We start from the raw sequence: 25,427 nt of genomic DNA, 5'->3' as shown, positions 1-25,427 counted from the left end.
GGTGGGCGCATGACCAGCAAGGTGGATGAGGCGCTCGGGTACGAGCAGGCGCGGGACGAGCTGATCGACGTCGTACGACGCCTTGAGGCCGGCGGTACGACGCTGGAGGAGTCCCTCGCGCTCTGGGAGCGGGGCGAGGAGCTGGCCAAGGTGTGCCGGCGGTGGCTGGAGGGGGCGCGGGCGCGGCTGGACGCGGCGCTCGCGGAGGAGGAAGAGGCGGACGGGGCCGAGGCCGAGTAGATCAGCCGAGTAGATCACCTGTGCTGACTGTGAAGTGGCTCACCACACTCCGACTTTAGTTGAAGCTTCAACCTGTGACGCGTACAGTCAGCCGTGTCAGCCGATCCGGAACCCGGATTCCGACGTACGTCCCCGAGAAGGTTCACCCATGTCTCTCGTCCTTGACCCCACTGCCCAGGACCTGCTGTTCCGCGAGGCCCACACCGCGAACGCCTTCACCGACGAGCCGGTGACGGACGAGCAGGTCCAGGCGATCTACGACCTGGTCAAGTTCGGCCCGACCGCCTTCAACCAGACCCCGCTGCGCGTCACGCTGGTCCGTTCCCCCGAGGCCCGTGAGCGTCTGGTCAAGCACATGGCCGAGGGCAACCAGGAGAAGACCGCCACCGCCCCGCTGGTCGCGATCCTCTCCGCGGACAACGAGTTCCACGAGGAGCTGCCGGCGCTCTTCCCGGCCTTCCCCCAGGCCAAGGACCTGTTCTTCAGCGAGCGCCCGGCCCGTGAGTCCGCCGCCCGCATGAACGCCGCGCTGCAGGCCGCGTACTTCATCGTCGGTGTCCGCGCCGCCGGTCTCGCCGCCGGCCCGATGACCGGCTTCGACCACGAGGGCGTCCAGAAGGAGTTCCTCGACGACGACCACACCCCGCTGATGGTCGTCAACATCGGCAAGCCGGGCGAGGGTGCCTCCTACCCGCGCTCGCCGCGCCTCGCCTACGACGAGGTCGTCACCACCGTCTGAGTGACGCGCACGACATGAGAAGGGCCCCGGCGTTCGAACGCCGGGGCCCTTCTCATGGCTCACATCACTTCAGCTGCACATCACTTCACCTGCAGCGCCTTCGCCATCTCCGTCAGCTGGGCGTACGAGCCCGTGCCCGCCACCACCGTCGTCGCGCCGTCGCCCTGGTGGACGAGCGCGTCGTAGCGGCCGCCGGTCCAGCGGGTCCACGTCCGGCCGCCGATCTCCTCGGTGGTCTCGGTCTCCTCGCCGCCCTGGCTCGCCTCGTCGATGAACGCGTTGGGCTTCTCGGTCGACTGCTCGACCTGTACGTACTCGCCGTCGGGCGCGTGGAAGCCGAGGTGCCAGGCGTCGAACTGCTCGCCGTCGAAGCGGACGGAGGTCGCCTTCCAGGTCTCGGGCAGGCCCACCGGCGCCGCCACGGGGTACGCCGCCGCGCGCCGGGCCGTGAGCAGTTCGACGCGATAGTCGACCGTCTTGACCTCGGGAGCGGAGTCGTCGTGCGGGATGAAGAGGTAGATGACACCCGCCATCACACTGATCAGGCCCAGGGAGAGCACCATGTCCCGGACCGTCTTCTGCTTGCCGTTCGAACCTGCCACGCCCCTATCGTCGCAGGTGCCCGGCCCGCTCATCCGTGGGGTCCCCTGCTCATTTTGTCGGACTGACGATAGAGTCGAGGATCGAACCCTCATCCGGCCGTCGTCGTATCAGAAAGGTGCGCCTCGATGACCGAGCATCATCACTTGCCGTCCGAGCTCGAAGTCCCCAGTGAAGCCCCCGACCGCAACCTCGCCCTGGAACTCGTCCGGGTGACCGAAGCCGCGGCGATGGCCGCGGGCCGCTGGGTCGGGCGCGGCGAGAAGAACGGCGCCGACGGTGCGGCCGTACGCGCCATGCGGACCCTCGTCTCCACCGTGTCGATGAACGGCGTGGTCGTCATCGGCGAAGGCGAGAAGGACGAGGCCCCGATGCTCTTCAACGGGGAGCGGGTCGGTGACGGGACCGGGCCCGAGTGCGACATCGCCGTCGACCCCATCGACGGGACGACGCTGACCGCCAAGGGCATGCCGAACGCCATCGCCGTACTGGCGGCCGCCGACCGCGGATCGATGTTCGACCCGTCCGCCGTGTTCTACATGGACAAGCTGGTCACCGGGCCCGAGGCCGCGGACTTCGTCGACATCGACGCGCCCGTGTCGGTGAACATCCGACGGGTCGCGAAGGCGAAGCGGTCCACGCCGGAGGACGTGACCGTCGTCATCCTCGACCGCCCCCGGCACGAGGGGATCATCAAGGAGATCCGCGAGGCGGGTGCCCGCATCAAGCTGATCTCCGACGGCGACGTGGCGGGTTCCATCTACGCGCTGCGCGAGGGCACCGGCGTCGACATGCTGCTGGGCATCGGCGGCACTCCGGAGGGGATCATCTCCGCCTGTGCCGTGAAGTGCCTCGGCGGCACCATCCAGGGCAAGCTCTGGCCCAAGGACGACGAGGAGCGGGCCCGGGCGATCGACGCGGGGCACGACCTGGACCGCGTGCTGACCACCGACGACCTGGTGTCGGGGGACAACGTGTTCTTCGTCGCCACCGGGATCACCGACGGCGAGCTGCTGAAGGGCGTCCGCTACCGCTCGGAGACCGCGACCACCGACTCCATCGTGATGCGGTCCAAGTCCGGGACGGTCCGCCGGATCGAGTCCGAGCACCGGCTGAGCAAGCTGCGCGCCTACAGCGCGATCGACTTCGACCGGGCCAAGTAGGCGGCGGACGGCAAGTCGAGAGAAAGACCAAGCCGAGAGCAGGACCAGTGGGGCGCCCCCGGTGCGGAGGGGGCGCCCCACTCATGTCCCTACGGCGTTCAGCCCGCCTGCGCTATGCGGGACGCCCTGGCGGCCTTCTTCAGCTCCATGTCCCGGCGCCTGCGCCTGGCCAGGACCACCCGGCGCTCGGCGGCGGTCAGGCCGCCCCAGACGCCGTAGGGCTCCGGTTGCAGGAGCGCGTGCTCCCGGCACTCGACCATCACCGGGCAGCGGGCACAGACGCGCTTGGCGGCCTCCTCTCGGGAGAGCCGGGCCGCGGTGGGCTCCTTTGAGGGGGCGAAGAACAGGCCGGCCTCGTCGCGTCGGCACACGGCCTCGGTGTGCCAGGGCGCGTCTTGGTCCCTGTCTCGCGCTGGCACCCGCTGGGCCGGAACGACGGCTACCTGCAGGGACGAATGCGGCGGTTGCAGCACGGTCTACTCCTGACGACGGCTTCGCGAGCGAGAGACGATGCAGCAAGCCCTACCCGCTGTGCGCGCGCCTATGCACTGAGTTCCGAACCGCTGGATTCCGGGTGGTCCCGTGCTGGGGTGTGAGTGGAACGGATCGTTTCGCAGTCGCCCGATTCACAATCGTCAACGATCCAGATGCTTGCGCAAACTCTTGTCGACCTTGTGCTGAACGCGATCGAGTATGTCCGCAACGAGCTTGCCCCGCTTGGGCCTTCCCTCCACATTGCCGAGTACGGCCCACCCGTCGACATACACGACCGGAGCCGCGGGGTCGTCCGAATCGAGCGTGTGCACCTCGAAGTTGCCGAGGACGCCGCCGCCGGTGCCGCGCAGCGACACGTTCTCCGGGACGCGGACCTCGACGCTGCCGAAGACCGAGATCGCCTTGATCACGACCTGCTGGTACTCGAAGAGCGCCTCACTGAGGTCTATCTCCACACTGCCGAAGATCGCGTACGCGTGGATACGGCGGCCCGCGCGCCAGCGGCCCTTGCGGACGGCGCCGCTGAACACCGCCACCACGTTCTCGTCGGGGTCGAGCGGGATGGCGCCGGCGGTGGGGCGGTTGGGGGCGGCCGCGGCCGGAGCCGTACGCCGCTGATGGGCGGCGGGCAGGTCCTGGATGAAGACGTCCAGCTCGCCGACCGTCTTGGCGGCGAGCACGCCCTCCACCCGCTCCGCGTGCTCGTCGGCGGTGAGGCGGCCCTCGGCCAGGGCCTCGCGCAGGATGTCGGCGATGCGGTCACGGTCGGCGTCGGAGGCGCGCAGGTCGGTGGCTGCAGCGGGCTGAGTCTGCTTCTCAAGGTCCACGGCAGCAGCGTACCCAAACGCGATAGATCGCGACTAGGCCCTGTGGAAAACCCGGCCGGCGACGGGCCGCGTCCAACTGAGCCTTACCTCACAAGCCTCCGCCCTCGACCAGGTTCTACGCTGGTGAGGCCTGCCAACGGAGGCCGGTCGCCGTCACCAAGTGAGGAATGGGCTGAGATGCCTGAGTTCGCGTACACCGATCTGCTCCCCATGGGAGAGGACACCACCCCCTACCGGCTGGTGACCTCCGAGGGTGTCTCCACCTTCGAGGCCGACGGGCGCACGTTCCTCAAGGTCGAGCCGGAAGCGCTGCGCAAGCTCGCCGAAGAGGCCATCCACGACATCCAGCACTACCTGCGCCCCGCCCACCTCGCCCAGCTGCGCCGGATCATCGACGACCCCGAGGCGTCCAGCAACGACAAGTTCGTGGCGCTGGACCTGCTGAAGAACGCGAACATCGCGGCCGCGGGCGTCCTGCCGATGTGCCAGGACACCGGTACGGCGATCGTGATGGGCAAGCGCGGCCAGAACGTCCTGACGCAGGGCGGCGACGAGGAGGCCCTGTCGAAGGGCATCTACGACGCGTACCTGAACCTGAACCTGCGGTACTCGCAGATGGCCCCGCTGACCATGTGGGACGAGAAGAACACCGGCTCGAACCTCCCCGCCCAGATCGAGCTGTACGCGACGGACGGCGGCGCGTACAAGTTCCTGTTCATGGCGAAGGGCGGCGGCAGCGCCAACAAGTCCTTCCTCTACCAGGAGACGAAGGCCGTCCTGAACGAGGCCTCCATGATGAAGTTCCTGGAGGAGAAGATCCGTTCGCTCGGTACGGCCGCCTGCCCGCCGTACCACCTGGCGATCGTGGTCGGCGGCACCAGCGCCGAGTACGCCCTGAAGACCGCGAAGTACGCCTCCGCGCACTACCTGGACGAGATCCCGGCGGAGGGCTCGGAGCTGGGTCACGGCTTCCGCGACAAGGACCTGGAGCAGAAGGTCTTCGAGCTGACGCAGAGGATCGGCATCGGCGCGCAGTTCGGCGGCAAGTACTTCTGCCACGACGTGCGCGTGGTGCGCCTGCCCCGCCACGGCGCGTCCTGCCCGGTCGCCATCGCGGTCTCCTGCTCAGCCGACCGCCAGGCGGTCGCGAAGATCACCGCCGAGGGCGTGTTCCTTGAGCAGCTGGAGACGGACCCGGCGCGGTTCCTGCCGGAGACGACGGACGAGCACCTGGACGAGGCCGGTGACGTCGTCAAGATCGACCTCAACCAGCCCATGGAGTCGATCCTCGCCGAGCTGACGAAGTACCCGGTCAAGACCCGCCTGTCCCTCTCCGGCCCGCTGGTCGTGGCGCGTGACATCGCGCACGCCAAGATCAAGGAGCGCCTTGACGCGGGCGAGGAGATGCCGCAGTACCTGAAGGACCACCCGGTGTACTACGCGGGCCCGGCGAAGACCCCCGAGGGCTACGCCTCCGGCTCCTTCGGCCCGACGACGGCCGGCCGTATGGACTCCTACGTCGAGCAGTTCCAGGCGGCGGGCGGCTCCATGGTGATGCTCGCGAAGGGCAACCGGTCCGCCCAGGTCACCAAGGCCTGCGACACCCACGGCGGCTTCTACCTCGGCTCCATCGGCGGCCCGGCCGCCCGGCTCGCCCAGGACTGCATCAAGAAGGTCGAGGTCGTCGAGTACGAGGAACTCGGCATGGAGGCGGTCTGGAAGATCGAGGTCGAGGACTTCCCGGCGTTCATCGTGGTGGACGACAAGGGCAACGACTTCTTCCAGGACCCGGCGCCGGCGCCGACGTTCACCTCCATCCCCGTGCGGGGGCCCGGGCTGGCGTAACCGGCTCTTCGAAGGCGGGCCCACCTGCGGCGAGGTCCGTGACGTAGCATCAACTCCCTTTTCGTCACGGTTATCGAGTCCTGGTGGGCCCGTCTCATGTCCGAAACCGACACACCGCCGCCCGAGCGGCAGCCCGTGGCGTCGTCCTCCCTCGCGGACGATGTCATCGCCACCGTCGTGCCCGAGGCGGCCGGGCTGGAGCGGCGGGCCCGCAACCGGCGGATCGCCGTCAGCCTGGCCTGCGGGGCGGTGCTCGCGGTCCTGGGTCTCCTCGGGGCCAGGAGCGCCGACTGGTTGTTCGCCGAGCACGACGCACGGGTCGCGAGCGAGGCCGACGACAAGATCGATCATGCGGGTCCGGCGTTCACGGCCTCCGTGCGGGCGGACGCGTGGGACCTCAACGACCCCAAGGCGACGCTCTTCGACAAGCCGTTCTCCACCGAGGACAAGCGCACGCTGCTCGGCATGGGCGTGGAGGACCTCGGCAGTCTGCGGTCCTTCATGAAGACCCGTCACGGACGGGACGTCTTTTACGCGGCCGTCCGTCCCACTGGCATGAAGGGCTCCTCTCCCGCTTACTCGGAAGCCTGGCTGGTGGATCTTCTCAGCGACCGGCAAGCCGGCCTCGTCGTCAACGACCTGCGTGTCAAGGGTCTGAGATGCGCTCCGGCTCGGGCGGTCGCGGCCATCGACTTCGTGGGGCAGGGGGGCGGCGGCTACGAGGGCATGCTCTTCGACCTGACGCGCCCCGATCCCGTCGCGCTCGCCACCTCGGAGGAGAACTTCGAGAAGCCGTTCTTCGCCCACCGCAAGATCGACCTCGGCAACGGGGCGACCCCGGGCGGGCTGCGGATCGCGGTCACCTCCGGGACGCAGGACTGCACCTGGAAGTCGTTCGAGGCCACCTATGTCGATTCCGAGGGCACCCACACCCAGGAGATCACGAACAACGGCAAGGACTTCACCGTCCACGGCATCGCCGAGCAGCGCGCGCAGAGGTTCACGGTGCGCCCCATTGATCCTTTCGTGACCGAATGCACGGTCTCGGCCCAGGGCGACCCGGCCTGCTGAGGCGTTCGGCGCACCGGCCGGAACATCTGCGATGTCCCGATCGCTGTACCCGGCATGAGCGAATACCGCATCGAGCACGACTCCATGGGCGAGGTCCGCGTCCCCGGCGACGCCAAGTGGCGGGCGCAGACGCAGCGGGCCGTAGAGAACTTCCCCATCTCCGGGCAGCGGATCGAGCGGGCGCACATCGAGGCGCTCGCGCGGATCAAGGGGGCCGCCGCGAAGGTGAACGCGCGGCTGGGAGTGCTCGACAAGGACGTCGCCGAGGCGATCCAGGAGGCCGCGGCCGAGGTCGCCACCGGCGAGTGGGACGAGCACTTTCCCGTCGACGTCTTCCAGACCGGGTCCGGTACCTCGTCCAACATGAACACCAACGAGGTCATCGCCACGCTCGCCACCGAGCGGCTGGGGCGGGACGTGCACCCCAACGATCACGTCAACGCCTCGCAGTCCTCCAACGACGTCTTCCCCTCCTCCATCCACATCGCCGCGACCGCCGCCGTCACCCGGGATCTGATCCCCGCGCTCCAGCACCTCGCCGACTCCCTGACCCGCAAGTCGGAGGAGTTCGCGGACGTCGTGAAGTCCGGGCGTACGCATCTCATGGATGCCACGCCGGTGACGCTGGGGCAGGAGTTCGGCGGGTACGCCGCTCAGATCCGGTACGGGATCGAGCGGCTGCAGGCCTCGCTCCCCCGGCTGGCCGAGCTGCCCCTCGGGGGGACCGCCGTCGGGACCGGGATCAACACTCCGCCCGGGTTCTCCGCCGCCGTCATCGAGGAGGTCGCCCGTGTCACCGGGCTGCCGCTCACCGAGGCGCGCGACCACTTCGAGGCGCAGGGCGCGCGGGACGGGATCGTCGAGACCAGCGGGCAGCTGCGGACCATCGCCGGCTCCCTCACGAAGATCGCAAACGATCTGCGGTGGATGGCCTCCGGGCCGCGCACCGGGCTCGCCGAGATCTCGCTGCCCGACCTCCAGCCGGGATCGTCGATCATGCCCGGCAAGGTCAACCCCGTGATCCCCGAGGCCGTGCTCATGGTCTCCGCCCAGGTCGTCGGCAATGACGCGACCGTCGCCGCCGCGGGGACCGCCGGCAACTTCGAGCTCAATGTGATGCTGCCGGTCATCGCCAAGAACGTGCTCGAGTCGATCCGGCTGCTCGCCAACGTCTCCCGGCTCCTCGCCGACCGCACCGTCGACGGCATCGTCGCGCACCGGGAACGCGCGCGTGAGTACGCCGAGTCGTCACCCTCCGTGGTCACGCCGTTGAACAAGTACATCGGGTACGAGGAGGCGGCGAAGGTCGCCAAGAAGGCGCTCGCGGAACGCAAGACCATTCGTCAGGTCGTCCTGGAGAGCGGGTATGTCGAGCGCGGCGACCTCAGCGTCGAGCAGCTCGACGAGGCGCTGGATGTCCTGGGTATGACGCATCCGTAACCTTTCACGTCCCCGGCGTGAACCGTGACACGCGCCGCAGCGTCGTATGCCTACGGCACCTAATATCTGTTCATGGCAGACGGTGGAGCGGTGAGAGCGGTGGAAGCGAGCGCGTCGACGTCCTTCTGGGAGCCCGGGAGTCAGATCCTGTGGCGGTACCGGGAGAACGGCGGTGCGCGCTTCCACATCGCACGCCCTGTGACCGTCGTGCGGGACGATCATGACCTGCTGGCCGTGTGGATGGCCCCCGGCACCGAGTGCGTGAAGCCGGTGCTCGCCGACGGCACCTCCGTGCACGCCGAGCCGCTGGAGACCCGGTACACCAAGCCGCGCACCGTGCAGCGCGGCCACTGGTTCGGGACCGGGGTGCTGAAGCTGGCCCGGCCGGGCGAGCCGTGGTCGGTGTGGCTGTTCTGGGAGCCGGGCTGGCAGTTCAAGAACTGGTACGTCAACCTTGAGGAGCCGCTGGTCCGTTGGGGCGGCGGGGTGGACTCCGAGGATCACTTTCTGGACATCTCCGTGCACCCGGACCGCAGTTGGCACTGGCGCGACGAGGACGAGTTCGCGCAGGCCCAGCGGGACGGGCTGATGGACACCGGGCAGGCCGAAGAGGTGCTGCGGGCGGGGCGGTCCGCGGTGGAGGTGATCCGCGCCTGGGGCAGGCCGTACTCGGACGGCTGGCAGCACTGGCGCCCGGATCCGTCCTGGGCCGTACCGTTGCTGCCGGAAGACTGGGACCGTACGCCCGCGCACGTGTCCTCATGAGACCCTTGATGCGCCCCCGGGCAACAAACGTAGGATCGTCCTCCGCAAGAGCGCGCGGCGGCAACTACCGGAGCGTGCATCGAGCTTGACCATTCGTCACCGAGGGGCGGCAGGACGTGAGCGAGGGGTACGAGGGCAACACCGGTACGGAGGCCAGACGCTCCGCCGGTGGCACAGGAACAGCCTCTGACCACGCTGGAATTCCGTTCCTGGGGCACGTATACCGGGTATCGGCATTTCGGCGGGACGAACTGAGCGCGCGGCGCACAGCCACCGACGGACGGATTCGACACGCGTGACGGAGCAGCCCACGTCCTTCGAGCGCCCCCAGCCGGGCGCCGACCCCGCGGACCCTCGCGGGGCGCTCCTGCGCGCCTCCACGCCCCCGCACAGCGCTTTACCGGCACAGGCCCGGGCCGGCTCCGGAGCCGGTGAGGCACCGTCCCCCGGTTCCTCCGCTTCCTCCGCTTCCTCCGGGTCCGACACGACCGTCCCCGCGCCCGGCAGCGACCCCGAGCACTCCCAGCCCACCGCCGCCTCCGAGCCGGACACCCACCGTCCGCGGCCGGTCCCCGAGGGCATGCCCGCGGCGCCGGAGACCGTGTCCGACGGTCCTGAGCGGCGTACCGGCCAGGGCCTGCCGCCCGGCCGGCCCACGCCCATGCGGCGGGACGGCGACCGGCTGCGCTTCGTGGGCGCGGCGACCCGGCGGATCGCCCGCGGCATCGACCTCGACGAGATCGTCATGGGGCTGTGCCGGGCGACCGTGCCGACGTTCTCGGACGCGATCCTGGTCTATCTGCGCGACCCGCTGCCGGTCGGCGACGAGCGGCCCACCGGCCCGCTCGTGCTGCGGCTGCGCCGGACCGACCGGATACCCGAGGAGCGGGACACCGAGGGCGGTTTCGTCTCGCCCGCGCTGCAGCCGGAGCCGCCTGAGCTGACCGAGCTGTCGGCCGTCACCGCGGAGCTGTGCGAGGTACGGACCGGCGGTGCGCTCGCCGAGGTGCTGCGAGGCGTGCGGCCCGTCTTCACTGACTCCACCGCCGCCCGCGCCGCGCTGCCGGAACTTCTCGGCGAGGGCGGGGAGTTGATCGTCCCGGGCGGTCAGCGCGCCATCCTGGCCCCGCTGCGGGGCCGGCGCCGGGTCATCGGCGCCGCGGTGTTCCTGCGCCGCCCGGACCGCATCCCGTTCGAGCCGGACGACCTCCTGGTCGCCGCCCAGCTCGCCACGCACAGCGCGCTCGGCATCGACAAGGCGGTGCTGTACGGCCGTGAGGCCTACATCGCCGACGAACTGCAGCGCACCATGCTCCCGGAGACCCTGCCGCAGCCGACGGGCGTCCGGCTGGCCTCGCGCTATCTCCCGGCCGCCGAGACCGCGCGTGTCGGCGGCGACTGGTACGACGCGATCCCGCTGCCGGGCAGCCGGGTGGCGCTGGTCGTGGGTGACGTCATGGGGCACTCCATGACCTCCGCCGCGATCATGGGCCAGCTGCGGACCACGGCCCAGACCCTCGCGGGGCTGGACCTGCCGCCGCAGGAGGTGCTGCACCACCTCGACGAGCAGGCCCAGCGCCTCGGCACGGACCGCATGGCCACCTGCCTCTACGCCGTCTACGACCCGGTGTCGCACCGGATCACGATCGCCAACGCCGGGCATCCGCCGCCGGTTCTGCTGCACCTGGGCGGCCGTGCCGAGGTCCTCCGGGTGCCCCCGGGCGCGCCGATCGGTGTCGGCGGCGTCGACTTCGAGGCCGTGGAGCTCGACGCCCCGGCCGGGGCGACGCTGCTCCTGTACACCGACGGGCTGGTCGAGTCCCGCCTGCGGGACGTGTGGACCGGCATAGAGCAGCTGCGGGAGAAGCTCGCCGCGACCGCGCAGCTGACCGGGCCGGACCATCCGCCGCCGCTGGAGGCGCTCTGCGACGAGGTGCTCGACATGCTCGGTCCCGGCGACCGCGACGACGACATCGCGCTGCTCGCCGCGCGGTTCCACGGGATCGCGCCGAGCGACGTGGCGTACTGGTTCCTGGAGCCGGAGGACGCGGCGCCCGGCCGTGCCCGCCGGCTGGCCCGGCGGGCCCTGTCCCGCTGGGGACTCGAGGAACTGAGCGACTCCGTCGAGCTCTTGGTGAGCGAGGTCGTCACGAACGCGGTGCGGTACGCCTCGCGGCCGGTGACCCTGCGGCTGCTGCGGACCGATGTGCTGCGCTGCGAAGTCGGCGACGACGTGCCTCAGTTGCCGCGACTGCGGCAGGCCCGGGCCACCGACGAGGGCGGGCGCGGGCTGTACCTGGTGAACAAGATGGCGCGGCGCTGGGGCGCGACCCGGCTGAGCACCGGCAAGGTCGTCTGGTTCGAGCTGAACCGGGGCTAGACCCGCACCTGGGCCCGAACCGACAAAAGGGCGCCCGGCCTTCGCGGCCGGGCGCCCTTCCGTTACTGCTCTCCCCCTGGGTCCACCGGGTCCGTGCCGTCAATCGGCGGCTTCGTCGTCGGCGTCTGCGTGGGTGTCTGGGTGGGTGTCTGCGTCGGGGTCTGGGTGGGCGTCTGAGTGGGCGTCTGGGTCGGGGCCTTGGTCGTCGGGGCCTGAGTCGTCGGCTCCTGGCTCGTCGGCTCCTCCGTCGGCGTCCGGCTGGGCGTCTGCGACGGGGTGAACGACGGTTCGACCGCCGCGCCCTGGTCGGTGTCCAGGTCGAACTCGGCGTCCGTGGACGTCACTCCGAACATGTACGCCGCCCAGATCTGCGCCGGGAAGCCACCGCCGTTGACGCGGTCCTCGCCGCCGGCGCCGTACATCTTGGCCTGCTTCTTGGTCTTGAAGTCCTCGCCGAACAGGCCGACCGAGGTGACCAGGTCGGGCGTGTAGCCGGTGAACCAGGCCGAGAGGTTGTCGTCGGACGTACCCGTCTTGCCGGCGACCTCCTGGCCGTCGCGCAGCGGGTTGTTGCGGACGGCCCTCCTGGCCGTACCGTCGTCGACCACGCCCGTCAGCACCGAGGTCACCGCGTCGGCGGTCTCGCGGCTGATGACCTGGTCGCCGATCGCGTCGCTCATCTCGACCGGGGCGCCGTTGCGCTCGGCCGACTTGATGATGGTCGGGGTGACCTTCTTGCCGTGGTTGTCGAGGGTGGCGTAGACGCCGGCCATCTGGATCGGGCTCGCGCCCATCGTGCCGAGCGTGTAGGCGGGCAGCGCCTTCATGCCGCCGGTGTCCATGCCGAGCTTCTCGGCGGTCGCCAGGACCTTGTCCATGCCCACGTCGACGCCCATCTGCGCGAAGACGGAGTTGATGGACTTGTTCATCGCCGTCTGGACGGTGACGTCGCCGTAGTCCTCGTCGTCCTCGTTCTCCGGGGCGAAGGCGATGTCGCTGCCCTCGACCGGACGCTTGCTGGTGCCGTCGTAGACCGTGTCAGCGGTGATCTTGTCGCCGTCCTGGGTCTCGGCGCCCTCCTCCAGGGCGGCCGCCAGGATGACCGGCTTGAACGTCGAGGCGGGCTGGTAGTCGGTGCGGTTGGCGTTGCTGTAGTAGTGCTTGGTGTAGTCCTCGCCGCCGTACAGGGCGACGATCTTCCCCGTCTTGGGGTCGACGGAGGCGGCACCGGCCTGGATGTTCTTGTCGACCGCCCGCTCGTCCGGGTCCAGGTTCTCGGTCAGCTGGGTCTTGACGGCCTTCTCCAGCTGGGCCTGCTTCTTCTTGTCGATGTTGAGGGTGATGGTCCAGCCACCCTTTTCGTACTGCGCCTCGGCCTCGTCCTCGGTGAGGTCGTCGTTGGCCATCAGCTGCTTGACGAGCTGCTGCTTGGCGAGCTTGACGAAGTAGCCCTTCTGTCCCTTGAGCCCGGCCTCGGGCTTGGGCTCCTTCGGGACGGGGAACTTCATGTCCGCGCGCTCGGAGGCGTCCAGCCAGCCTTCCTCGACCATGTTGTCCAGGACGTAGTTCCAGCGCTGCGTGACCAGTTTCTTGCTGGTCTTGGAGGCGACGTTCCAGTCGTACTGGCTCGGCGCCTGCAGCAGCGCGGCGAGGTAGGCGCCCTGCTCGACGCTCAGCTCGTCGGCGTCGACGCGGTAGTAGGCCTGTGCGGCGGCCTGGATGCCGTAGGCGGTACGGCCGTAGTAGCTGGTGTTGATGTAGCCCGCGAGGATCTCGTCCTTGGACTTCTCGCGGTCGACCTTGAGCGAGATCACCAGCTCCCTGAGCTTGCGGGTGACCGTCTGGTCCTGGGTGAGGTAGTAGTTCTTGACGTACTGCTGGGTGATCGTCGAACCACCCTGCTTGCCCTTGCCGGACAGCGTGTTGAGCAGACCGCGGGCGGTGCCCTTCAGGTCGATGCCGGAGTCCTGGTAGAAGGACTTGTTCTCGGCGGCGACGAAGGTGAGCTGGACCTTCTTGGGGATCTTGGCGAGGTCGACGTTCTCGCGGTTCACCTCGCCGTCCCGGACCAGGACGTCGCCGTTGCTGTACCGGATGGTGTTGCTCTGCTTCTGGGCCAGCGCGTTCCCCTCGGGGACCTGCACCATCATGTACAGCACGATGAACGCGCCGATGCCGAGCAGGCAGAAGCCTAGGAACGCGCCGAGGATCTTCTTCCAGGTGAAGAGCCGGCGTATGACGCTCTTCTCGCTGCCGCCGCTCGCCATCCTCGACGAACGGCCTCTGGGCGCGGCACGGCGGCGACCGCCGCGCTGTCGCGCTCGTCTTTCTTCCGCTCGTCCCATGGGTCCGTTCCGCTCCGCTTCGCTCGTGTGTGCGCACGCGTCACACAGGTTCGCCGCTCAGGTCAGCTCAGAAAGCTAACACCGGGAGATGTGACAAAGGGCGGCCGATCCGGTCTTTTGCGGACGTGACAATCAGCACCCATTCCTTACGGAACTGACGAGCGAACGACTCGAAGGGTTGCCTTCGCCGGTAAAAGTGCTATCACTTAGATAGACCAGAGCTATGCCGGATGACGGCATACGAGAACGGGGGAACCCCATGACCACCCACGACGACACCACGGTCGACGTACCCGAGATGCCCGCACCGCGCGTGCGGGAGTTCGCCGCGCACAGCATCGGCGGAGGGCTGGCCCTGCTGCTCGGGCTGCTGGGGCTGTTCGCGGGCGCCGGAATGATTGCGGCCGCTACGGCGGTCCCGGCGACCGGCGCAAAAGCCGCGCTCATCGTGGGCGGCATCCTGGTCGGGATCGCCGCCTTCCTCGCCATGTGCGGGCTGAACATGGTGGCGCCGGGCGAGGCGCGGGTCGTGCAGCTCTTCGGGCGGTACCGGGGGACGATCCGGCAGGACGGGCTGCGCTGGGTGAACCCGCTGACCTCGCGCACCAAGATCTCGACGCGGGTACGGAACCACGAGACGGCCGTCCTGAAGGTCAACGACGCCTACGGCAACCCGATCGAGCTCGCCGCGGTCGTGGTGTGGCGGGTCGAGGACACCGCGCAGGCGACCTTCGAGGTGGACGACTACATCGAGTTCGTCTCGACGCAGACCGAGGCGGCCGTCCGGCACATCGCCATCGAGTACCCGTACGACGCCCATGACGAGGGCGGTCTGTCGCTGCGCGGGAACGCCGAGGAGATCACCGAGAAGCTCGCCCTGGAGCTGCACGCGCGCGTGGAGGCGGCGGGCGTCGAGATCATCGAGTCCCGCTTCACCCACCTCGCCTACGCTCCCGAGATCGCCTCGGCGATGCTCCAGCGGCAGCAGGCCGGGGCGATCGTCGCGGCGCGGCGGCAGATCGTGGACGGCGCGGTCGGGATGGTCGAGGCGGCGCTGGCCCGGATCAGCGAGCAGGACATCGTGGCACTGGACGAGGAGCGGAAGGCGGCGATGGTGTCGAACCTGATGGTGGTGCTGTGCGGGGACCGCGCGGCCCAGCCCGTCCTGAACACGGGGACCCTCTACCAGTGACGGCCCCCGCCGGGGGTTCGGCCCCTCAAGGTCGCTCACAGCGCAAGCAGGTGCTGCTGCGCCTGGATCCCGCGGTGTACGAGGCACTGGCCCGGTGGGCCGGGGACGAGCTGCGCTCGGCCAACGCCCAGATCGAGTTCCTGCTGCGGCGCGCCTTGAAGGAGGCGGGGCGGCTGCCGCGGGACGCCGGCCCGCTGCCCCGCCGGGGCCGTCCGCCGGTGGATCCAGAGACCTGAGGTCCGTGTAGCAGAACCGTGACAATCGCCTCCCACCTGCGGCTGGGCGCCTGTTCCCACGGTCTACACACTCGACGTATACATGCGGGGTATACACCGCATGTACAGTCCTCCCCATGTCCATCGGTCACACCCTTTTGGGACTCCTGGAGTCCGGGCCCCGCCACGGCTACGACCTGAAGCGGGCCTTCGACGAGAAGTTCGGTCACGACCGGCCGCTGCACTACGGCCAGGTCTACTCGACGATGTCCCGCCTGCTGAAGAACGGTCTCGTCGAGGTCGACGGCATCGAGGCGGGCGGCGGTCCGGAGCGCAAGCGGTACGCGATCACCGAGGCCGGCATCACCGACGTACAGCGGTGGCTGGCCACGCCGGAGAAGCCCGAGCCGTATCTGCAGTCGACCCTCTACACGAAGGTCGTCCTGGCGCTGCTCACGCACCGCGACGCGGCCGACATCCTCGACACCCAGCGCTCGGAGCATCTGCGGATGATGCGGATCCTCACCGACCGCAAGCGGAAGGGTGACCTCGCGGACCAGCTGATCTGCGACCACGCCCTGTTCCATCTCGAAGCCGATCTGCGCTGGCTGGAACTGACCGCCGCGCGCCTCGACAAACTCGCCCAGGTGGTGGCCCAGTGACTCCTGCCGGTTCCCTTCTCGTGGCCGACGACCTGCGCAAGGCGTACGGCCCGACCCTCGCGCTCGACGGCGCCGAGTTCTCCATCCACCCCGGTGAGGTCGTCGCCGTGATGGGCCCCTCCGGGTCCGGCAAGTCGACGCTGCTGCACTGTCTCGCCGGGATCGTGACGCCCGACTCGGGCTCGATCATGTACAACGGGCGCGAGATGGCGACCATGAACGACGCCCAGCGCAGCGCGCTGCGCCGCTCCGAGTTCGGGTTCGTCTTCCAGTTCGGCCAGCTGGTCCCCGAGTTGACCTGCGTCGAGAACGTCGCCCTGCCGCTGCGGCTCAACGGCACCTCCCGCAAGGAGGCCGAGAAGACCGCGCTCGGGTGGATGGAACGGCTCGAGGTCGACGACCTGAGGAAGAAGCGGCCCGGGGAGGTCTCCGGCGGTCAGGGGCAGCGCGTCGCGGTGGCACGGGCGCTGGTGACCAGCCCGCGTGTGCTGTTCGCCGACGAGCCGACCGGCGCGCTCGACTCGCTCAACGGCGAGCGGGTCATGGAGCTGCTCACCGAGGCCGCGCGGTCCACCAACGCGGCCGTCGTGCTCGTCACGCACGAGGCGCGGGTGGCGGCCTACTCCGACCGCGAGATCGTCGTACGGGACGGCAAGTCCCGGGACATGGAGCGAGTCGTATGAGTTCCGCAGGGGGACAGTGGGCGCGGGACCTCGCGATGGGGGTCAGATTCGCGTTCGCCGGAGGGCGCGAGGGCTGGATCCGGGTGCTGCTGACGGCCGTCGGGGTCGGTCTCGGGGTGGCGCTGCTGCTTCTGACGACCGCGATCCCGAACGCCATGGCGACGCGCGACGAGCGGGAGACGGCGCGCTCCGACATGAGGTTCAGCGCGGAACGGCTGAAGAAGGCGGACGACACGCTGGTCGTCGGGTACATCACCACGACGTACCACGACAAGAACGTGCGGGGACGGGAGTTGGAGCCCGAGGGCGCCAAGTCGCCGCTGCCGCCCGGGGTTTCCGCCTTCCCCGAGCCGGGCGAGATGGTCGTCTCCCCCGCGCTGAAGAAGCTCCTGGACTCCGACGACGGCAAGCTGCTGCGGGAGCGGCTGCCGGAGCGGATCGTCGGGACCATCGGGGAGAGCGGGCTGGTCGGTTCGGCCGAACTCGCCTTCTACCGGGGCGCCGAGAACCTCGCATCGAAGATCGACGGCGGCACCGTGAACCGCATCGACCGGTTCGGGGAGCCCAGCCCGCCCTCGGAGCCGCTCGACCCCGTACTGCTCCTGCTGATCCTGGTCGTCTTCGCGGTGCTGCTGACGCCCGTCGCCGTCTTCATCGCGGCGGCCGTACGCTTCGGCGGCGAACGGCGCGACCGGCGGCTCGCCGCGCTGCGGCTGATCGGCACCGACGTGCGGATGACCCGGCGGGTCGCGGCGGGCGAGGCGATGGCCGGGGCCCTGGTCGGACTGGTCCTGGGCACCGGATTCTTCCTGATCGGACGTCAGATAGCGGGCTCCGTAGAGGTCTTCGACTACAGCTTCTTCCCGAGCTATCTCAACCCCTCGCCCCTGCTGGCCCTGCTGGTCGCCGTCGCGGTGCCCGCGGCCGCCGTGCTGGTCACGCAGTTCGCGCTGCGCGGGGTCGTCATCGAACCGCTCGGCGTGGTGCGTACGGCGAAGCCCTCGCGGCGCCGGCTGTGGTGGCGGCTGCTGCTGCCGCTGGGCGGATTCGCGATGCTCTACCCGATGATCGGCCAGGGCCGTGACGGCGGGAACTTCAACCAGTACCTCACCATCGGCGGTGTGATGCTGCTGCTGGTCGGGGTGACCGCGCTGCTCCCCTGGGTCGTCGAGGCCGTGGTCGCACGGCTCGGCGCGGGACCGGTCGCCTGGCAACTGGCCGTCCGCAGGCTCCAGTTGAGCAGCGGTACGGCGGCCCGCATGGTCAACGGCATCGCGGTGGCGGTGGCCGGGGCGATCGCCCTGCAGATGCTGTTCGCCGGCGTCGACAGCCAGTACACGGAGGACAAGACGCAGAAGGTCACCGGCGCGCAGATCGCCGTGGACGTGCCTTCGGGGAGCCCGGTGGCCCCGATCAAGGAGAAGTTCGCGGCGACCCGGGGCGTCGAGCACGTCTACGACCTCTCCGAGGGGTACCTCGTCAGCAGCCGTGTCGACCCGGAGAACTTCGCCCCGGTGTCCGTCGGCACCTGCGCGTCCCTGAGCAAGGTCGCGACGCTCCCCTCCTGCCGGGACGGCGATGTGTTCGTCCTGAAGACCGGCGACTACGACTACGACACGAAAGCAATGGTCAAGAGCGGCAGCAAGCTCTGGTTCGACGACTCCGACGACGACAAGACGACGAAGTCGGTCGCCTGGACCGTCCCGGACCGTCTCACGACCGTTCAGGGCACCGCGGATGCGAGCCGGGTCGGCCGCGCGGGCCTGCTGCTGACGCCCTCGGCGCTGCCTTCCGGAGCCGACCGGCTGCTCACCGGCGAGCTGTACCTCGGGCTCGACAACGCCGTGCCCGACGCCCTGGAGTACGTCCGCAACACGGGGGCGATCATCGATCCGTACAACGAGCCCATCGAGTTCACCTCCAGCGTGCGCGACCAGAACTACGCCGCCATCCGCGGCGGCCTGTTCATCGGCGCCACCTGCGTCCTGCTGCTGATCGGCGCGAGCCTGCTGGTCTCCCAGCTGGAGCAGCTGCGCGAGCGCAAGAAGCTGCTGTCGTCGCTGATCGCCTTCGGCACCCGGCGCTCCACGCTGAGCCTGTCGGTGCTGTGGCAGACGGCGATCCCGATCGGCCTCGGGCTGGTGCTGGCCTCGACGGTGGGGCTGACACTCGGCGCGGTCCTGCTGAAGATGACGGACACCCCGGTCTCCGTGCACTGGCCGAGCGTGCTGTCGATGACGGGCGCGGGCGCCGCGGTCGTCCTCGTGGTGACCCTGCTCAGCCTGCCGCCGCTGCTGCGGCTGATGCGGCCGGACGGACTGCGGACGGAGTAGCAGTAGTCCGGCTTTCCGGACGGGGGCCCCTCCTTCACCGGAGGGGCCCTTTCGATGCGCCCGGCTCGATGCCGTCAGAGGCTGTACTCCCGCACCACGCGCCGCACTTGGGCGAAGAGCATGCCCACGTTCACGGACTTGCGGCACACCACCACGGCCACGACGTCCTGTTGCTCGTTCAGCCGGACGAACAGGTGGGTGAGGTTCTCGCTGTTGACCAGGATCTCCTGGAAGAAGTGGTTGTCACTGCTGATCCCGCGGCGCTCCTTGAAGACGTCCTCGATCATCACGACCGTACGGCCCTGGAAGAGGTCGAGGGTCGCGCCCGCGAGCAGGTCCAGGACCTCGGGCGGGTGGTTCTCGACCGTCTCGTACGACAGGAGCATGCCGGTGGACATGTCGACCACGCCCGAGGCGACACAGTCCGGAGCGTCCGTGCGCAGGGATTTGACCAGGCCCATCACCTGGTCGGAGAAACCGGGGGTCATACGCTTCGTCGCCATCCCTTCAGACTCCTTCTGCTGCCTTGTGCGTGAGGATCGACCCGATGCGGTCGAGGGCGGGCTGGGTCGCCCTGTGCAGCCGGTCGACATCCATGCCCTCGTCGCCGAGGACGACCATCAGGGCGGTGTCGCCGACCGCGTAGAAGGCCGCGCAGCCGTGACTGCCGTAGGTCACGGTCTGGCGCAGGGTGCCCCGGGCGGTCGCCTGGGCGGTACGGCGGGCGAGCCCGAGGCCGGCCGCGGCGAGGGCGGCGAGGCCCTCGGGGTCGATGGAGTCGGCGGTGTCCGCCGCGATGAGCAGTCCGTCGGCGGCGGCGACGGCGGTGTCGGTGATTCCGGTCACCTGTTCGCGCAGGCCCCGCATTTCCAGTGCCAGTGCTTCGTGATCCATGTACTCAACTCCCCAATTTCTGTTCGGGTCTGATCGGCTTCGCGATGCGAAGGCCCCTTCGGGGGCTCATATGAGGGCCACAAGGGCTGTGACGGCCATGAGGGCTATGAGGGCCTATTTGGGAGCTCCGTTTCGCAGCCGGAAGAAGCCGCCGGGTTTACGGCGGGGCAGGTCACCGGGGTCGGGGGGTTGCGCGGTGGACGGCTGCTCGGGAACGGGCACCGGTTCGCGCTGCCGGATGCCCTCGGGGAGGGGCCGGACGGGGATCGGCAGGGTCTCCTCGGGGCATTCCAGGAGCCCCTCGTCGAGCATCCGGGCCATCTCGACGGTGACGGTGTAGACGCCGCGTCCGGTACGGAAGGCCAGGTCGCGGGCGGTGCTGCGACCGTCGGCCTGAGCAAGCAGCTCACGCTGGAGGACGGTGAGCGGACCGGTTCCCGCCCCGGGGACGGGCGTGGGGCGCTCCCGGTCGGGGCGTACGGGGTGGGACAGGGCGGCCAGTGCGCCGAGCCTCCGACTGGCCTCCTGCAGCAGCCGCCGCGGCGTCTCGCCCACGGCGACCGTGGCGAACGGCTCGGTCTCGGCGACGCGTTCACAGCCGTGCACCCGGCCGGCGAGGACGGCGAAGACCGCGTCGTGCAACGCCATCACACACACGACCTTGAGCTGGGCGGCACCGGCGTGACCGCGGGCGATCAGCCCGGCCACCGGCCAGCGCGCCCCGCCCGACTCGCGTACCAGCGCGGCCCATTCCTCACCGCTGACCCGGCCGGAGCGCAGCAGCAGCGCCTCGGGCCCCGGGGCGCCCGGACTCTCGGCCCCGACCACGAGCCCCCCGCGCAGATGCAGGGTCCCACCGGGCGCCCCGGCGACCCGCAACTCCCCGCTGAACTCCTCCCGCCCGCACACCGACAGGGCGTGCGCCACCAGATCGTGGCCGACCTGATCGAGGTCGAGGGAGTCACGAAGGCCCGACATCACTCCCCCTGGCATTTCGCACATACGCCTGGCGCGTAGCACTGAGGGGGGTATGTGTATCAGCCGCGGGGCATATTTCGGCCGGGTTATTCCGTCCTGCTCCCACCTGACGGAATTTGAGATGAAGCGCCGCCCAATTCGCTTTGTTCGGCGCTCATTTGAACGATTCCATGCCGACTGTCGGCGGAACCATCCAGCCCGTCCGGAGCTTGAGGACGAGGCCCCTTAAGGGCCGAAGCGGGGGTCTGGGGGCGGCAGCCCCCAGGGTCGGGACGGGAAGGGGCGGCGGGGCGAGGAAAGGTCCGCGCGGCTACGAGGCCGGCGGCGGATCCTGCGACGGTGACGCCGGCTCCACCACCGCCGCGTCCACCGCCGTCGCCCCCCGCGGCCGAGGCGCCTGCTTCAGCGCCTGTTCCCGGGAGTACAACCGCAGATACCCCACCACCGTGTTCGTGACGGCCACCAACGGCACCGCGACCACCGCACCCCCGATCCCGGCCACCATCCCCCCGGCCGCGACCGACAACACCACCGCCAGCGGATGGACCCGTACCGCCCGCCCCAGAATGAACGGCTGGAGGATGTGCCCCTCGATCTGCTGCACCGCCAGCACGACGACGAGGGACATGACCGCCGTGAACACACCCTGGGTCACCAGCGCGACGACCACCGCGAGCGCGCCCGAGACCACCGCGCCCACCAGCGGGATGAACGCGAACAGGAAGATGAAGACCGCCAGCGGAACGGCCATCGGGACACCGAGGAAGTAGATGCCGAGGCCGATGAAGATGGCGTCGATCAGAGCCACTATCACCGTGCCGCGGACATAGGCGGTCAGCGTGCGCCACGCCCGGGGACCGGCCCCCGCCACCCCCGGCCGGGCCGCCGCCGGCACCAGCTTCAGCGTCCACTCCCAGATCCGCTTGCCGTCGTACAGGAGGAACAGCGTCGAGAAGGCCGCGAGCAGTATGCCCGTCAGCGCCTCCACCACGACCGTCACGCCTTCGAGGCCCGCCGATGTGATCTGGTCCGTGTTCGCGCCGATCGCGTCCTGCAGATTCTGGGAGATGTCGTTGATCTGCTTGTCGGTGACATGGAACGGGCTGTTGAGCAGCCAGTCCCGCAGCTCGTCGATGCCGTCCTGGACCTGGTCGGAGACGTTGTCGATGTTCTCCATGACCTGCCAGGTGACGAACCACCCGATCAGGCCCATCACGACGAAGCCGAGAATCGCGGTGAGCGCGGTCGCGAGGCCGCGCGGGACGCCGTATTTCCGGAGCCAGGAGACCGTCGGCTGGAGGAGCGCGGTGATCAGCAGCGCCGCCACGAAGGCCAGTACGACGAGCTGGACCGCGCTGATGACCCGCATCAGGACCCAGACCGTGCCCGCGAGGACGAGCAGCCGCCAGCCGGCCTCGGCGGCGACCCGCATGCCCCAGGGGACGACCTGCGCGGGGTCGGGACGCTCGATGACGACGGGAGCCGAGTCGTCCTCGGGCGCCGGCGGGGGCTCCTCGGAGCCCTGCGCGGTCTCCTCGCGCTCCGCCTCCGCGCGCCGCTCGTCCAGCCGCTCACCCATCTCGGTCAGTCCATGGCCGAGCCGTCCGAGCCACCCAGGCACTCTCGACATGATCCGTATCCGTCCCTTTCCCCCGTCTGTGCCCACCACTCCCCCCTGGAGGCCCCTGAGTCGTCCGGGGCCTGCGAGTCGTGCGTCGGTCCGTCAGACCGTAACAGGGCGAAAGCCCCTCACCGTAGGACGGGGAGGGGCTTCGCGGGGTTGAGCGAGGGGCCGGGGCCGGGCGGCCCTAGTACCACCGATTGGCCTGCCAGAAGTCCCAGGCACCGCACGGGCTGCCGTAACGGCTTTCCATGTAGTTGATGCCCCACTTGATCTGGGTGGCCGGGTTGGTCCGCCAGTCGTCGTCGACGGAGGACATCTTGGAGCCGGGCAGTGCCTGGAAGAGGCCGTAGGCGCCGGAGGAAGGGTTGGTCGCCGTGTACTTCCAGCTGGACTCGTGATCCACGATGTTGCTGAAGCACGTCCACTGGTCGCTCGCCACCATCTGGCGCGCCATCGCCTGGATCTGCGCGACGGTGTAGGAGCTCTGGACCGGGAAGCTGGCGGAGCTCCGGGAGGCGGCGGCCTTGGCCTCGGCGCGCTCCTTGGCTTCCTTCGCCGCCTTCTCGGCGGCTTCCTTCTTCTCGATCGCCGACTTGGCGGCAGCCTTACGGGCCGATTCCTCGGCATCCTTCTTGGCGCTCGCGTCGGCGGCGATGGCCTGGACATTGGCCTGCTGCGTCAGGGACGCGGTCTGCACCTGGGCCTGCTGGCCCGCGGGTATGTCCGCGAGGAGCGTCGAATCGGCGGCTGCCGCTTCCGCGTCGTTCGTCTGCGCGGTGCTGCCCGAGGCAACGCCGACGACGCTTCCGACAGCGGTGACCGCGGTGGCAGAGGCCACTGCGAATCCCCGGACCGAAATCGGACTCACACGGTTTCCTTCCAGCATCGCCCGCTTCGGTGACCCTGGCGGACGCAATCTTGCCCCTTGGCGCTGGCCTCCCAACTACGGGTCACGGGAAGCACGGGCCCGGTGGGCAACTCCCGTGAGGGAGGCGCCGCATGGTGCTCGGGCGGCATACGACGTCGACTATGGAGTTGAAGCTGGTGTTGCTGTGGTGCCGTACCGCTGGGGGTACAGGTGTGTCGTATGCGGGGCCTGACAGGAGTGAGACTCTGCCGTAACCGGACGCCGGGTGGCAATTCTGAGTTGCGTGTGAAAGCTCACATCTCGTTTGACCCCAGGGATTCTGAGAAACCGCAACACGCGAAGGCGCCGCCCGGCTAGGCTCTTGGCCTTTCCGGACGGCGCCAACTGGCAGGTATTACCTCAGATTTGCCCGTCTTCGAGCATTTCGGTCACAAGGGCCGCGATCTGGGACCTCTCGGACCTCGTCAGCGTGACGTGGGCGAAGAGGGGATGCCCCTTCAGCTTCTCCACGACGGCGACGACACCGTCGTAGCGCCCGACCCGCAGATTGTCCCGCTGGGCCACGTCATGGGTGAGAACCACCCGCGAATTGGCGCCGATTCGGGACAGAACGGTCAGAAGCACATTCCGTTCCAGCGACTGCGCCTCGTCCACGATCACGAACGCGTCGTGCAGCGAGCGCCCGCGGATATGGGTGAGGGGCAGGACCTCGAGCATCCCGCGCGCGGTGACCTCTTCGATGACCTCGCGGCTGGTGACCGCGGACAGTGTGTCGAAGACCGCCTGCGCCCAGGGGCTCATCTTCTCGGCCTCGGAGCCCGGCAGATAGCCCAGCTCCTGCCCGCCCACCGCGTACAGCGGACGGAAGACCATCACCTTCTGGTGCTGACGCCGCTCCAGGACCGCTTCCAGGCCCGCGCACAGCGCGAGCGCCGACTTGCCGGTGCCGGCCCGGCCGCCCATGGACACGATCCCGACGTCCGGGTCGAGCAGCAGATCCAGAGCGATACGCTGCTCCGCGCTGCGCCCCTTGATGCCGAACGCCTCCCGGTCGCCCCGCACCAGGCGGATGTTGCCCTCGGGAGAGACCCGGCCCAGCGCCTTGCCGCGCTCGGACTGGATCGTCAGACCCGTGTGCACGGGCAGGTCGGCGACCTCGGGGACGTACACATGGCCTTCCTCGAAGAGGATGTCCACCTGTTCGCCCGGCAGGGTCAGTTCGGACATTCCGGTCCAGCCGGAGGAGTCCGTGATGGCGAGTTCGGCGCGGTACTCCTCGGCGAGGAGACCGACCGACGACGCCTTGATCCGGAGCGGGAGGTCCTTCGACACCACGGTGACGTCGAATCCCTCGGCCTGCAGATTGCGGGCGACCGCGAGGATGCGGGAGTCGTTGTCCCCCAGGCGGTAGCCGCTCGGCAGCACGCTGGGGTCCGAGTGATTGAGCTCGACACGGACGGTTCCGCCGAGTTCCCCGATCGGGAGGGGGGCGTCGAGGCGGCCGAACCGCACCCGGAACTCGTCGAGCAGACGCAGGGCCTGCCGGGCGAAGTAGCCGAGTTCGGGATGGTGCCGCTTGGCCTCCAACTCCGTCACCACGACGATCGGAAGCACTACTTCGTGCTCGTCGAAGCGGCTCAGGGCGTTCGGATCGGCCAGCAGAACGCTGGTGTCGAGAACATAGGTGCGCCGGTCAGGCAGACGACGCTTTGTGCTGGTCACCACGGAAGGACGTACCCCCTCGGATGAGGTCGGGGAGCGACGGAGTGGAGCTGGACCGGTCGACGGCCTCGATGCACGCTGTGCATGGGCCGGCAACCGGCCCTCCACTGCTTCTTCCGTGCTGGAACCGCACGGCAGGGCTGGTGCAAAGGGCCTCCCGGGCGAACGGCTCCGGTGCCGCCCGCTGAGGATCCGACACCCGTGGTTCGGGTGTCGACCTGCTTGGCTTATGCCCTCGAACATGCGCCGCCATGCCAGCGCATATGACGGCGCGCTGGTGAACTCTTTGTTACTTCCGCACCAAATGGGGTACCTGGGGTGCCCTTACGGGAGTGCTGCCGTGTCG

General features: G+C 69.4%; 23 protein-coding genes. 13 read left to right on the top strand and 10 right to left on the bottom strand.

Features of this window, described 5'->3' with window-relative positions:
• Positions 1–9 precede the first annotated feature (9 nt).
• Both PH203_RS41270 and PH203_RS41265 read left to right on the top strand, forming a co-directional pair.
• Positions 10–240 (top strand): exodeoxyribonuclease VII small subunit, encoded by a 231-nt coding sequence (locus tag PH203_RS41270; protein ID WP_289927193.1) that lies wholly within the window; start codon positions 10–12, stop codon positions 238–240.
• Positions 241–388: 148 nt separating this feature from the next.
• Complete coding sequence (locus tag PH203_RS41265; RefSeq protein WP_289927192.1) at positions 389–979, top strand: malonic semialdehyde reductase; 591 nt, start codon at positions 389–391, stop codon at positions 977–979.
• 80 nt (positions 980–1,059) lie between these two features.
• Here the strand turns inward: PH203_RS41265 and PH203_RS41260 are convergent, their stop codons facing one another.
• Positions 1,060–1,581 carry a DUF4245 domain-containing protein gene (locus tag PH203_RS41260; RefSeq protein ID WP_289927190.1) on the bottom strand — a complete coding sequence of 174 codons (522 nt, stop codon included), beginning with the start codon at positions 1,579–1,581 and terminating at the stop codon, positions 1,060–1,062.
• Between the two features lie 126 nt (positions 1,582–1,707).
• On the opposite strand from PH203_RS41260, the gene glpX reads away from it, so the two are divergent.
• Positions 1,708–2,742, top strand: coding sequence for a class II fructose-bisphosphatase (gene glpX, locus PH203_RS41255; protein WP_289927189.1), 1,035 nt, complete (start codon positions 1,708–1,710; stop codon positions 2,740–2,742).
• Between the two features lie 98 nt (positions 2,743–2,840).
• Here glpX and PH203_RS41250 read toward each other — a convergent pair whose 3' ends face one another.
• Both PH203_RS41250 and PH203_RS41245 read right to left on the bottom strand, forming a co-directional pair.
• Entirely contained in the window at positions 2,841–3,215 is a 375-nt protein-coding gene (locus PH203_RS41250; protein ID WP_289927188.1) for a WhiB family transcriptional regulator, read from the bottom strand.
• Between the two features lie 162 nt (positions 3,216–3,377).
• Positions 3,378–4,064: a DUF1707 domain-containing protein gene (locus PH203_RS41245; RefSeq protein WP_289927187.1), complete on the bottom strand. Its 687-nt coding sequence runs from the start codon at positions 4,062–4,064 to the stop codon at positions 3,378–3,380.
• A gap of 177 nt (positions 4,065–4,241) precedes the next feature.
• Between PH203_RS41245 and PH203_RS41240 the strand changes: the two genes are divergently transcribed.
• The 5 genes from PH203_RS41240 (at position 4,242) to PH203_RS41220 (ending at position 11,565) form a co-directional block, all read left to right on the top strand.
• Entirely contained in the window at positions 4,242–5,909 is a 1,668-nt protein-coding gene (locus PH203_RS41240) for a fumarate hydratase (protein ID WP_289927185.1), read from the top strand.
• Between the two features lie 96 nt (positions 5,910–6,005).
• Positions 6,006–6,980 (top strand): hypothetical protein, encoded by a 975-nt coding sequence (locus PH203_RS41235; RefSeq protein WP_289927183.1) that lies wholly within the window; start codon positions 6,006–6,008, stop codon positions 6,978–6,980.
• A gap of 54 nt (positions 6,981–7,034) precedes the next feature.
• Complete coding sequence (locus PH203_RS41230; RefSeq protein WP_289927182.1) at positions 7,035–8,420, top strand: class II fumarate hydratase; 1,386 nt, start codon at positions 7,035–7,037, stop codon at positions 8,418–8,420.
• Between the two features lie 72 nt (positions 8,421–8,492).
• Complete coding sequence (locus PH203_RS41225; protein WP_289927180.1) at positions 8,493–9,185, top strand: DUF402 domain-containing protein; 693 nt, start codon at positions 8,493–8,495, stop codon at positions 9,183–9,185.
• A gap of 295 nt (positions 9,186–9,480) precedes the next feature.
• On the top strand, positions 9,481–11,565 hold the full coding sequence (locus PH203_RS41220) for an ATP-binding SpoIIE family protein phosphatase (protein ID WP_289927178.1): 2,085 nt from the start codon (positions 9,481–9,483) through the stop codon (positions 11,563–11,565).
• 62 nt (positions 11,566–11,627) lie between these two features.
• Here PH203_RS41220 and PH203_RS41215 read toward each other — a convergent pair whose 3' ends face one another.
• Positions 11,628–13,910: a transglycosylase domain-containing protein gene (locus tag PH203_RS41215; protein ID WP_289927177.1), complete on the bottom strand. Its 2,283-nt coding sequence runs from the start codon at positions 13,908–13,910 to the stop codon at positions 11,628–11,630.
• A gap of 259 nt (positions 13,911–14,169) precedes the next feature.
• Between PH203_RS41215 and PH203_RS41210 the strand changes: the two genes are divergently transcribed.
• The 5 genes from PH203_RS41210 (at position 14,170) to PH203_RS41190 (ending at position 18,995) form a co-directional block, all read left to right on the top strand.
• The gene (locus PH203_RS41210; RefSeq protein ID WP_289927175.1) at positions 14,170–15,102 is read left to right on the top strand and encodes an SPFH domain-containing protein; all 933 of its coding nucleotides are present in this window, start codon (positions 14,170–14,172) and stop codon (positions 15,100–15,102) included.
• Positions 15,099–15,338 (top strand): hypothetical protein, encoded by a 240-nt coding sequence (locus PH203_RS41205; protein ID WP_289927173.1) that lies wholly within the window; start codon positions 15,099–15,101, stop codon positions 15,336–15,338. The genes PH203_RS41210 and PH203_RS41205 overlap by 4 nt, the downstream gene beginning before the upstream one ends.
• A gap of 116 nt (positions 15,339–15,454) precedes the next feature.
• Positions 15,455–15,979, top strand: coding sequence for a PadR family transcriptional regulator (locus tag PH203_RS41200; RefSeq protein ID WP_289927171.1), 525 nt, complete (start codon positions 15,455–15,457; stop codon positions 15,977–15,979).
• On the top strand, positions 15,976–16,662 hold the full coding sequence (locus PH203_RS41195) for an ABC transporter ATP-binding protein (RefSeq protein ID WP_289927169.1): 687 nt from the start codon (positions 15,976–15,978) through the stop codon (positions 16,660–16,662). Before PH203_RS41200 ends, PH203_RS41195 begins: the two co-directional genes overlap by 4 nt.
• The gene (locus PH203_RS41190; RefSeq protein WP_289927167.1) at positions 16,659–18,995 is read left to right on the top strand and encodes an FtsX-like permease family protein; all 2,337 of its coding nucleotides are present in this window, start codon (positions 16,659–16,661) and stop codon (positions 18,993–18,995) included. The genes PH203_RS41195 and PH203_RS41190 overlap by 4 nt, the downstream gene beginning before the upstream one ends.
• Before the next feature lie 74 nt (positions 18,996–19,069).
• On the opposite strand, the gene PH203_RS41185 is transcribed toward PH203_RS41190, so the two are convergent.
• The 6 genes from PH203_RS41185 to PH203_RS41160 all read right to left on the bottom strand — a co-directional run bounded on the left by PH203_RS41185 (position 19,070) and on the right by PH203_RS41160 (position 25,084).
• Positions 19,070–19,498 carry a hypothetical protein gene (locus PH203_RS41185; protein ID WP_289927165.1) on the bottom strand — a complete coding sequence of 143 codons (429 nt, stop codon included), beginning with the start codon at positions 19,496–19,498 and terminating at the stop codon, positions 19,070–19,072.
• Between the two features lie 4 nt (positions 19,499–19,502).
• Positions 19,503–19,889 carry a roadblock/LC7 domain-containing protein gene (locus PH203_RS41180; protein WP_046262351.1) on the bottom strand — a complete coding sequence of 129 codons (387 nt, stop codon included), beginning with the start codon at positions 19,887–19,889 and terminating at the stop codon, positions 19,503–19,505.
• 114 nt (positions 19,890–20,003) lie between these two features.
• The gene (locus PH203_RS41175; protein ID WP_289927158.1) at positions 20,004–20,867 is read right to left on the bottom strand and encodes a MarR family transcriptional regulator; all 864 of its coding nucleotides are present in this window, start codon (positions 20,865–20,867) and stop codon (positions 20,004–20,006) included.
• A 310-nt stretch (positions 20,868–21,177) separates the two neighbouring features.
• Complete coding sequence (locus tag PH203_RS41170; RefSeq protein WP_289927157.1) at positions 21,178–22,497, bottom strand: AI-2E family transporter; 1,320 nt, start codon at positions 22,495–22,497, stop codon at positions 21,178–21,180.
• 178 nt (positions 22,498–22,675) lie between these two features.
• The gene (locus PH203_RS41165) at positions 22,676–23,377 is read right to left on the bottom strand and encodes a transglycosylase SLT domain-containing protein (RefSeq protein ID WP_289927155.1); all 702 of its coding nucleotides are present in this window, start codon (positions 23,375–23,377) and stop codon (positions 22,676–22,678) included.
• A 381-nt stretch (positions 23,378–23,758) separates the two neighbouring features.
• Positions 23,759–25,084, bottom strand: a complete 1,326-nt coding sequence (locus PH203_RS41160) for a PhoH family protein (protein WP_289927153.1) — start codon at positions 25,082–25,084, stop codon at positions 23,759–23,761.
• Between the last annotated feature and the right edge of the window lie 343 nt (positions 25,085–25,427).

The organism is Streptomyces sp. S.PB5, assembly GCF_030403745.1.
Classification (GTDB): Bacteria; Actinomycetota; Actinomycetes; order Streptomycetales; family Streptomycetaceae; genus Streptomyces.
The sequence above is the reverse complement of the archived record's forward strand: the minus strand, read 5'-3'. Positions and strand labels throughout refer to the sequence as shown.

Coding starts and splice junctions, on each gene's coding strand:
- PH203_RS41270 (WP_289927193.1), top strand. CDS start 10: ATGACCAGCAAGGTGGATGAGGCGCTCGGGTACGAGCAGGCGCGGGAC.
- PH203_RS41265 (WP_289927192.1), top strand. CDS start 389: ATGTCTCTCGTCCTTGACCCCACTGCCCAGGACCTGCTGTTCCGCGAG.
- glpX (WP_289927189.1), top strand. CDS start 1,708: ATGACCGAGCATCATCACTTGCCGTCCGAGCTCGAAGTCCCCAGTGAA.
- PH203_RS41240 (WP_289927185.1), top strand. CDS start 4,242: ATGCCTGAGTTCGCGTACACCGATCTGCTCCCCATGGGAGAGGACACC.
- PH203_RS41235 (WP_289927183.1), top strand. CDS start 6,006: ATGTCCGAAACCGACACACCGCCGCCCGAGCGGCAGCCCGTGGCGTCG.
- PH203_RS41230 (WP_289927182.1), top strand. CDS start 7,035: ATGAGCGAATACCGCATCGAGCACGACTCCATGGGCGAGGTCCGCGTC.
- PH203_RS41225 (WP_289927180.1), top strand. CDS start 8,493: ATGGCAGACGGTGGAGCGGTGAGAGCGGTGGAAGCGAGCGCGTCGACG.
- PH203_RS41215 (WP_289927177.1), bottom strand. CDS start 13,910: ATGGGACGAGCGGAAGAAAGACGAGCGCGACAGCGCGGCGGTCGCCGC.
- PH203_RS41210 (WP_289927175.1), top strand. CDS start 14,170: ATGACCACCCACGACGACACCACGGTCGACGTACCCGAGATGCCCGCA.
- PH203_RS41200 (WP_289927171.1), top strand. CDS start 15,455: ATGTCCATCGGTCACACCCTTTTGGGACTCCTGGAGTCCGGGCCCCGC.
- PH203_RS41190 (WP_289927167.1), top strand. CDS start 16,659: ATGAGTTCCGCAGGGGGACAGTGGGCGCGGGACCTCGCGATGGGGGTC.
- PH203_RS41185 (WP_289927165.1), bottom strand. CDS start 19,498: ATGGCGACGAAGCGTATGACCCCCGGTTTCTCCGACCAGGTGATGGGC.
- PH203_RS41180 (WP_046262351.1), bottom strand. CDS start 19,889: ATGGATCACGAAGCACTGGCACTGGAAATGCGGGGCCTGCGCGAACAG.
- PH203_RS41175 (WP_289927158.1), bottom strand. CDS start 20,867: ATGTCGGGCCTTCGTGACTCCCTCGACCTCGATCAGGTCGGCCACGAT.
- PH203_RS41170 (WP_289927157.1), bottom strand. CDS start 22,497: ATGTCGAGAGTGCCTGGGTGGCTCGGACGGCTCGGCCATGGACTGACC.
- PH203_RS41165 (WP_289927155.1), bottom strand. CDS start 23,377: ATGCTGGAAGGAAACCGTGTGAGTCCGATTTCGGTCCGGGGATTCGCA.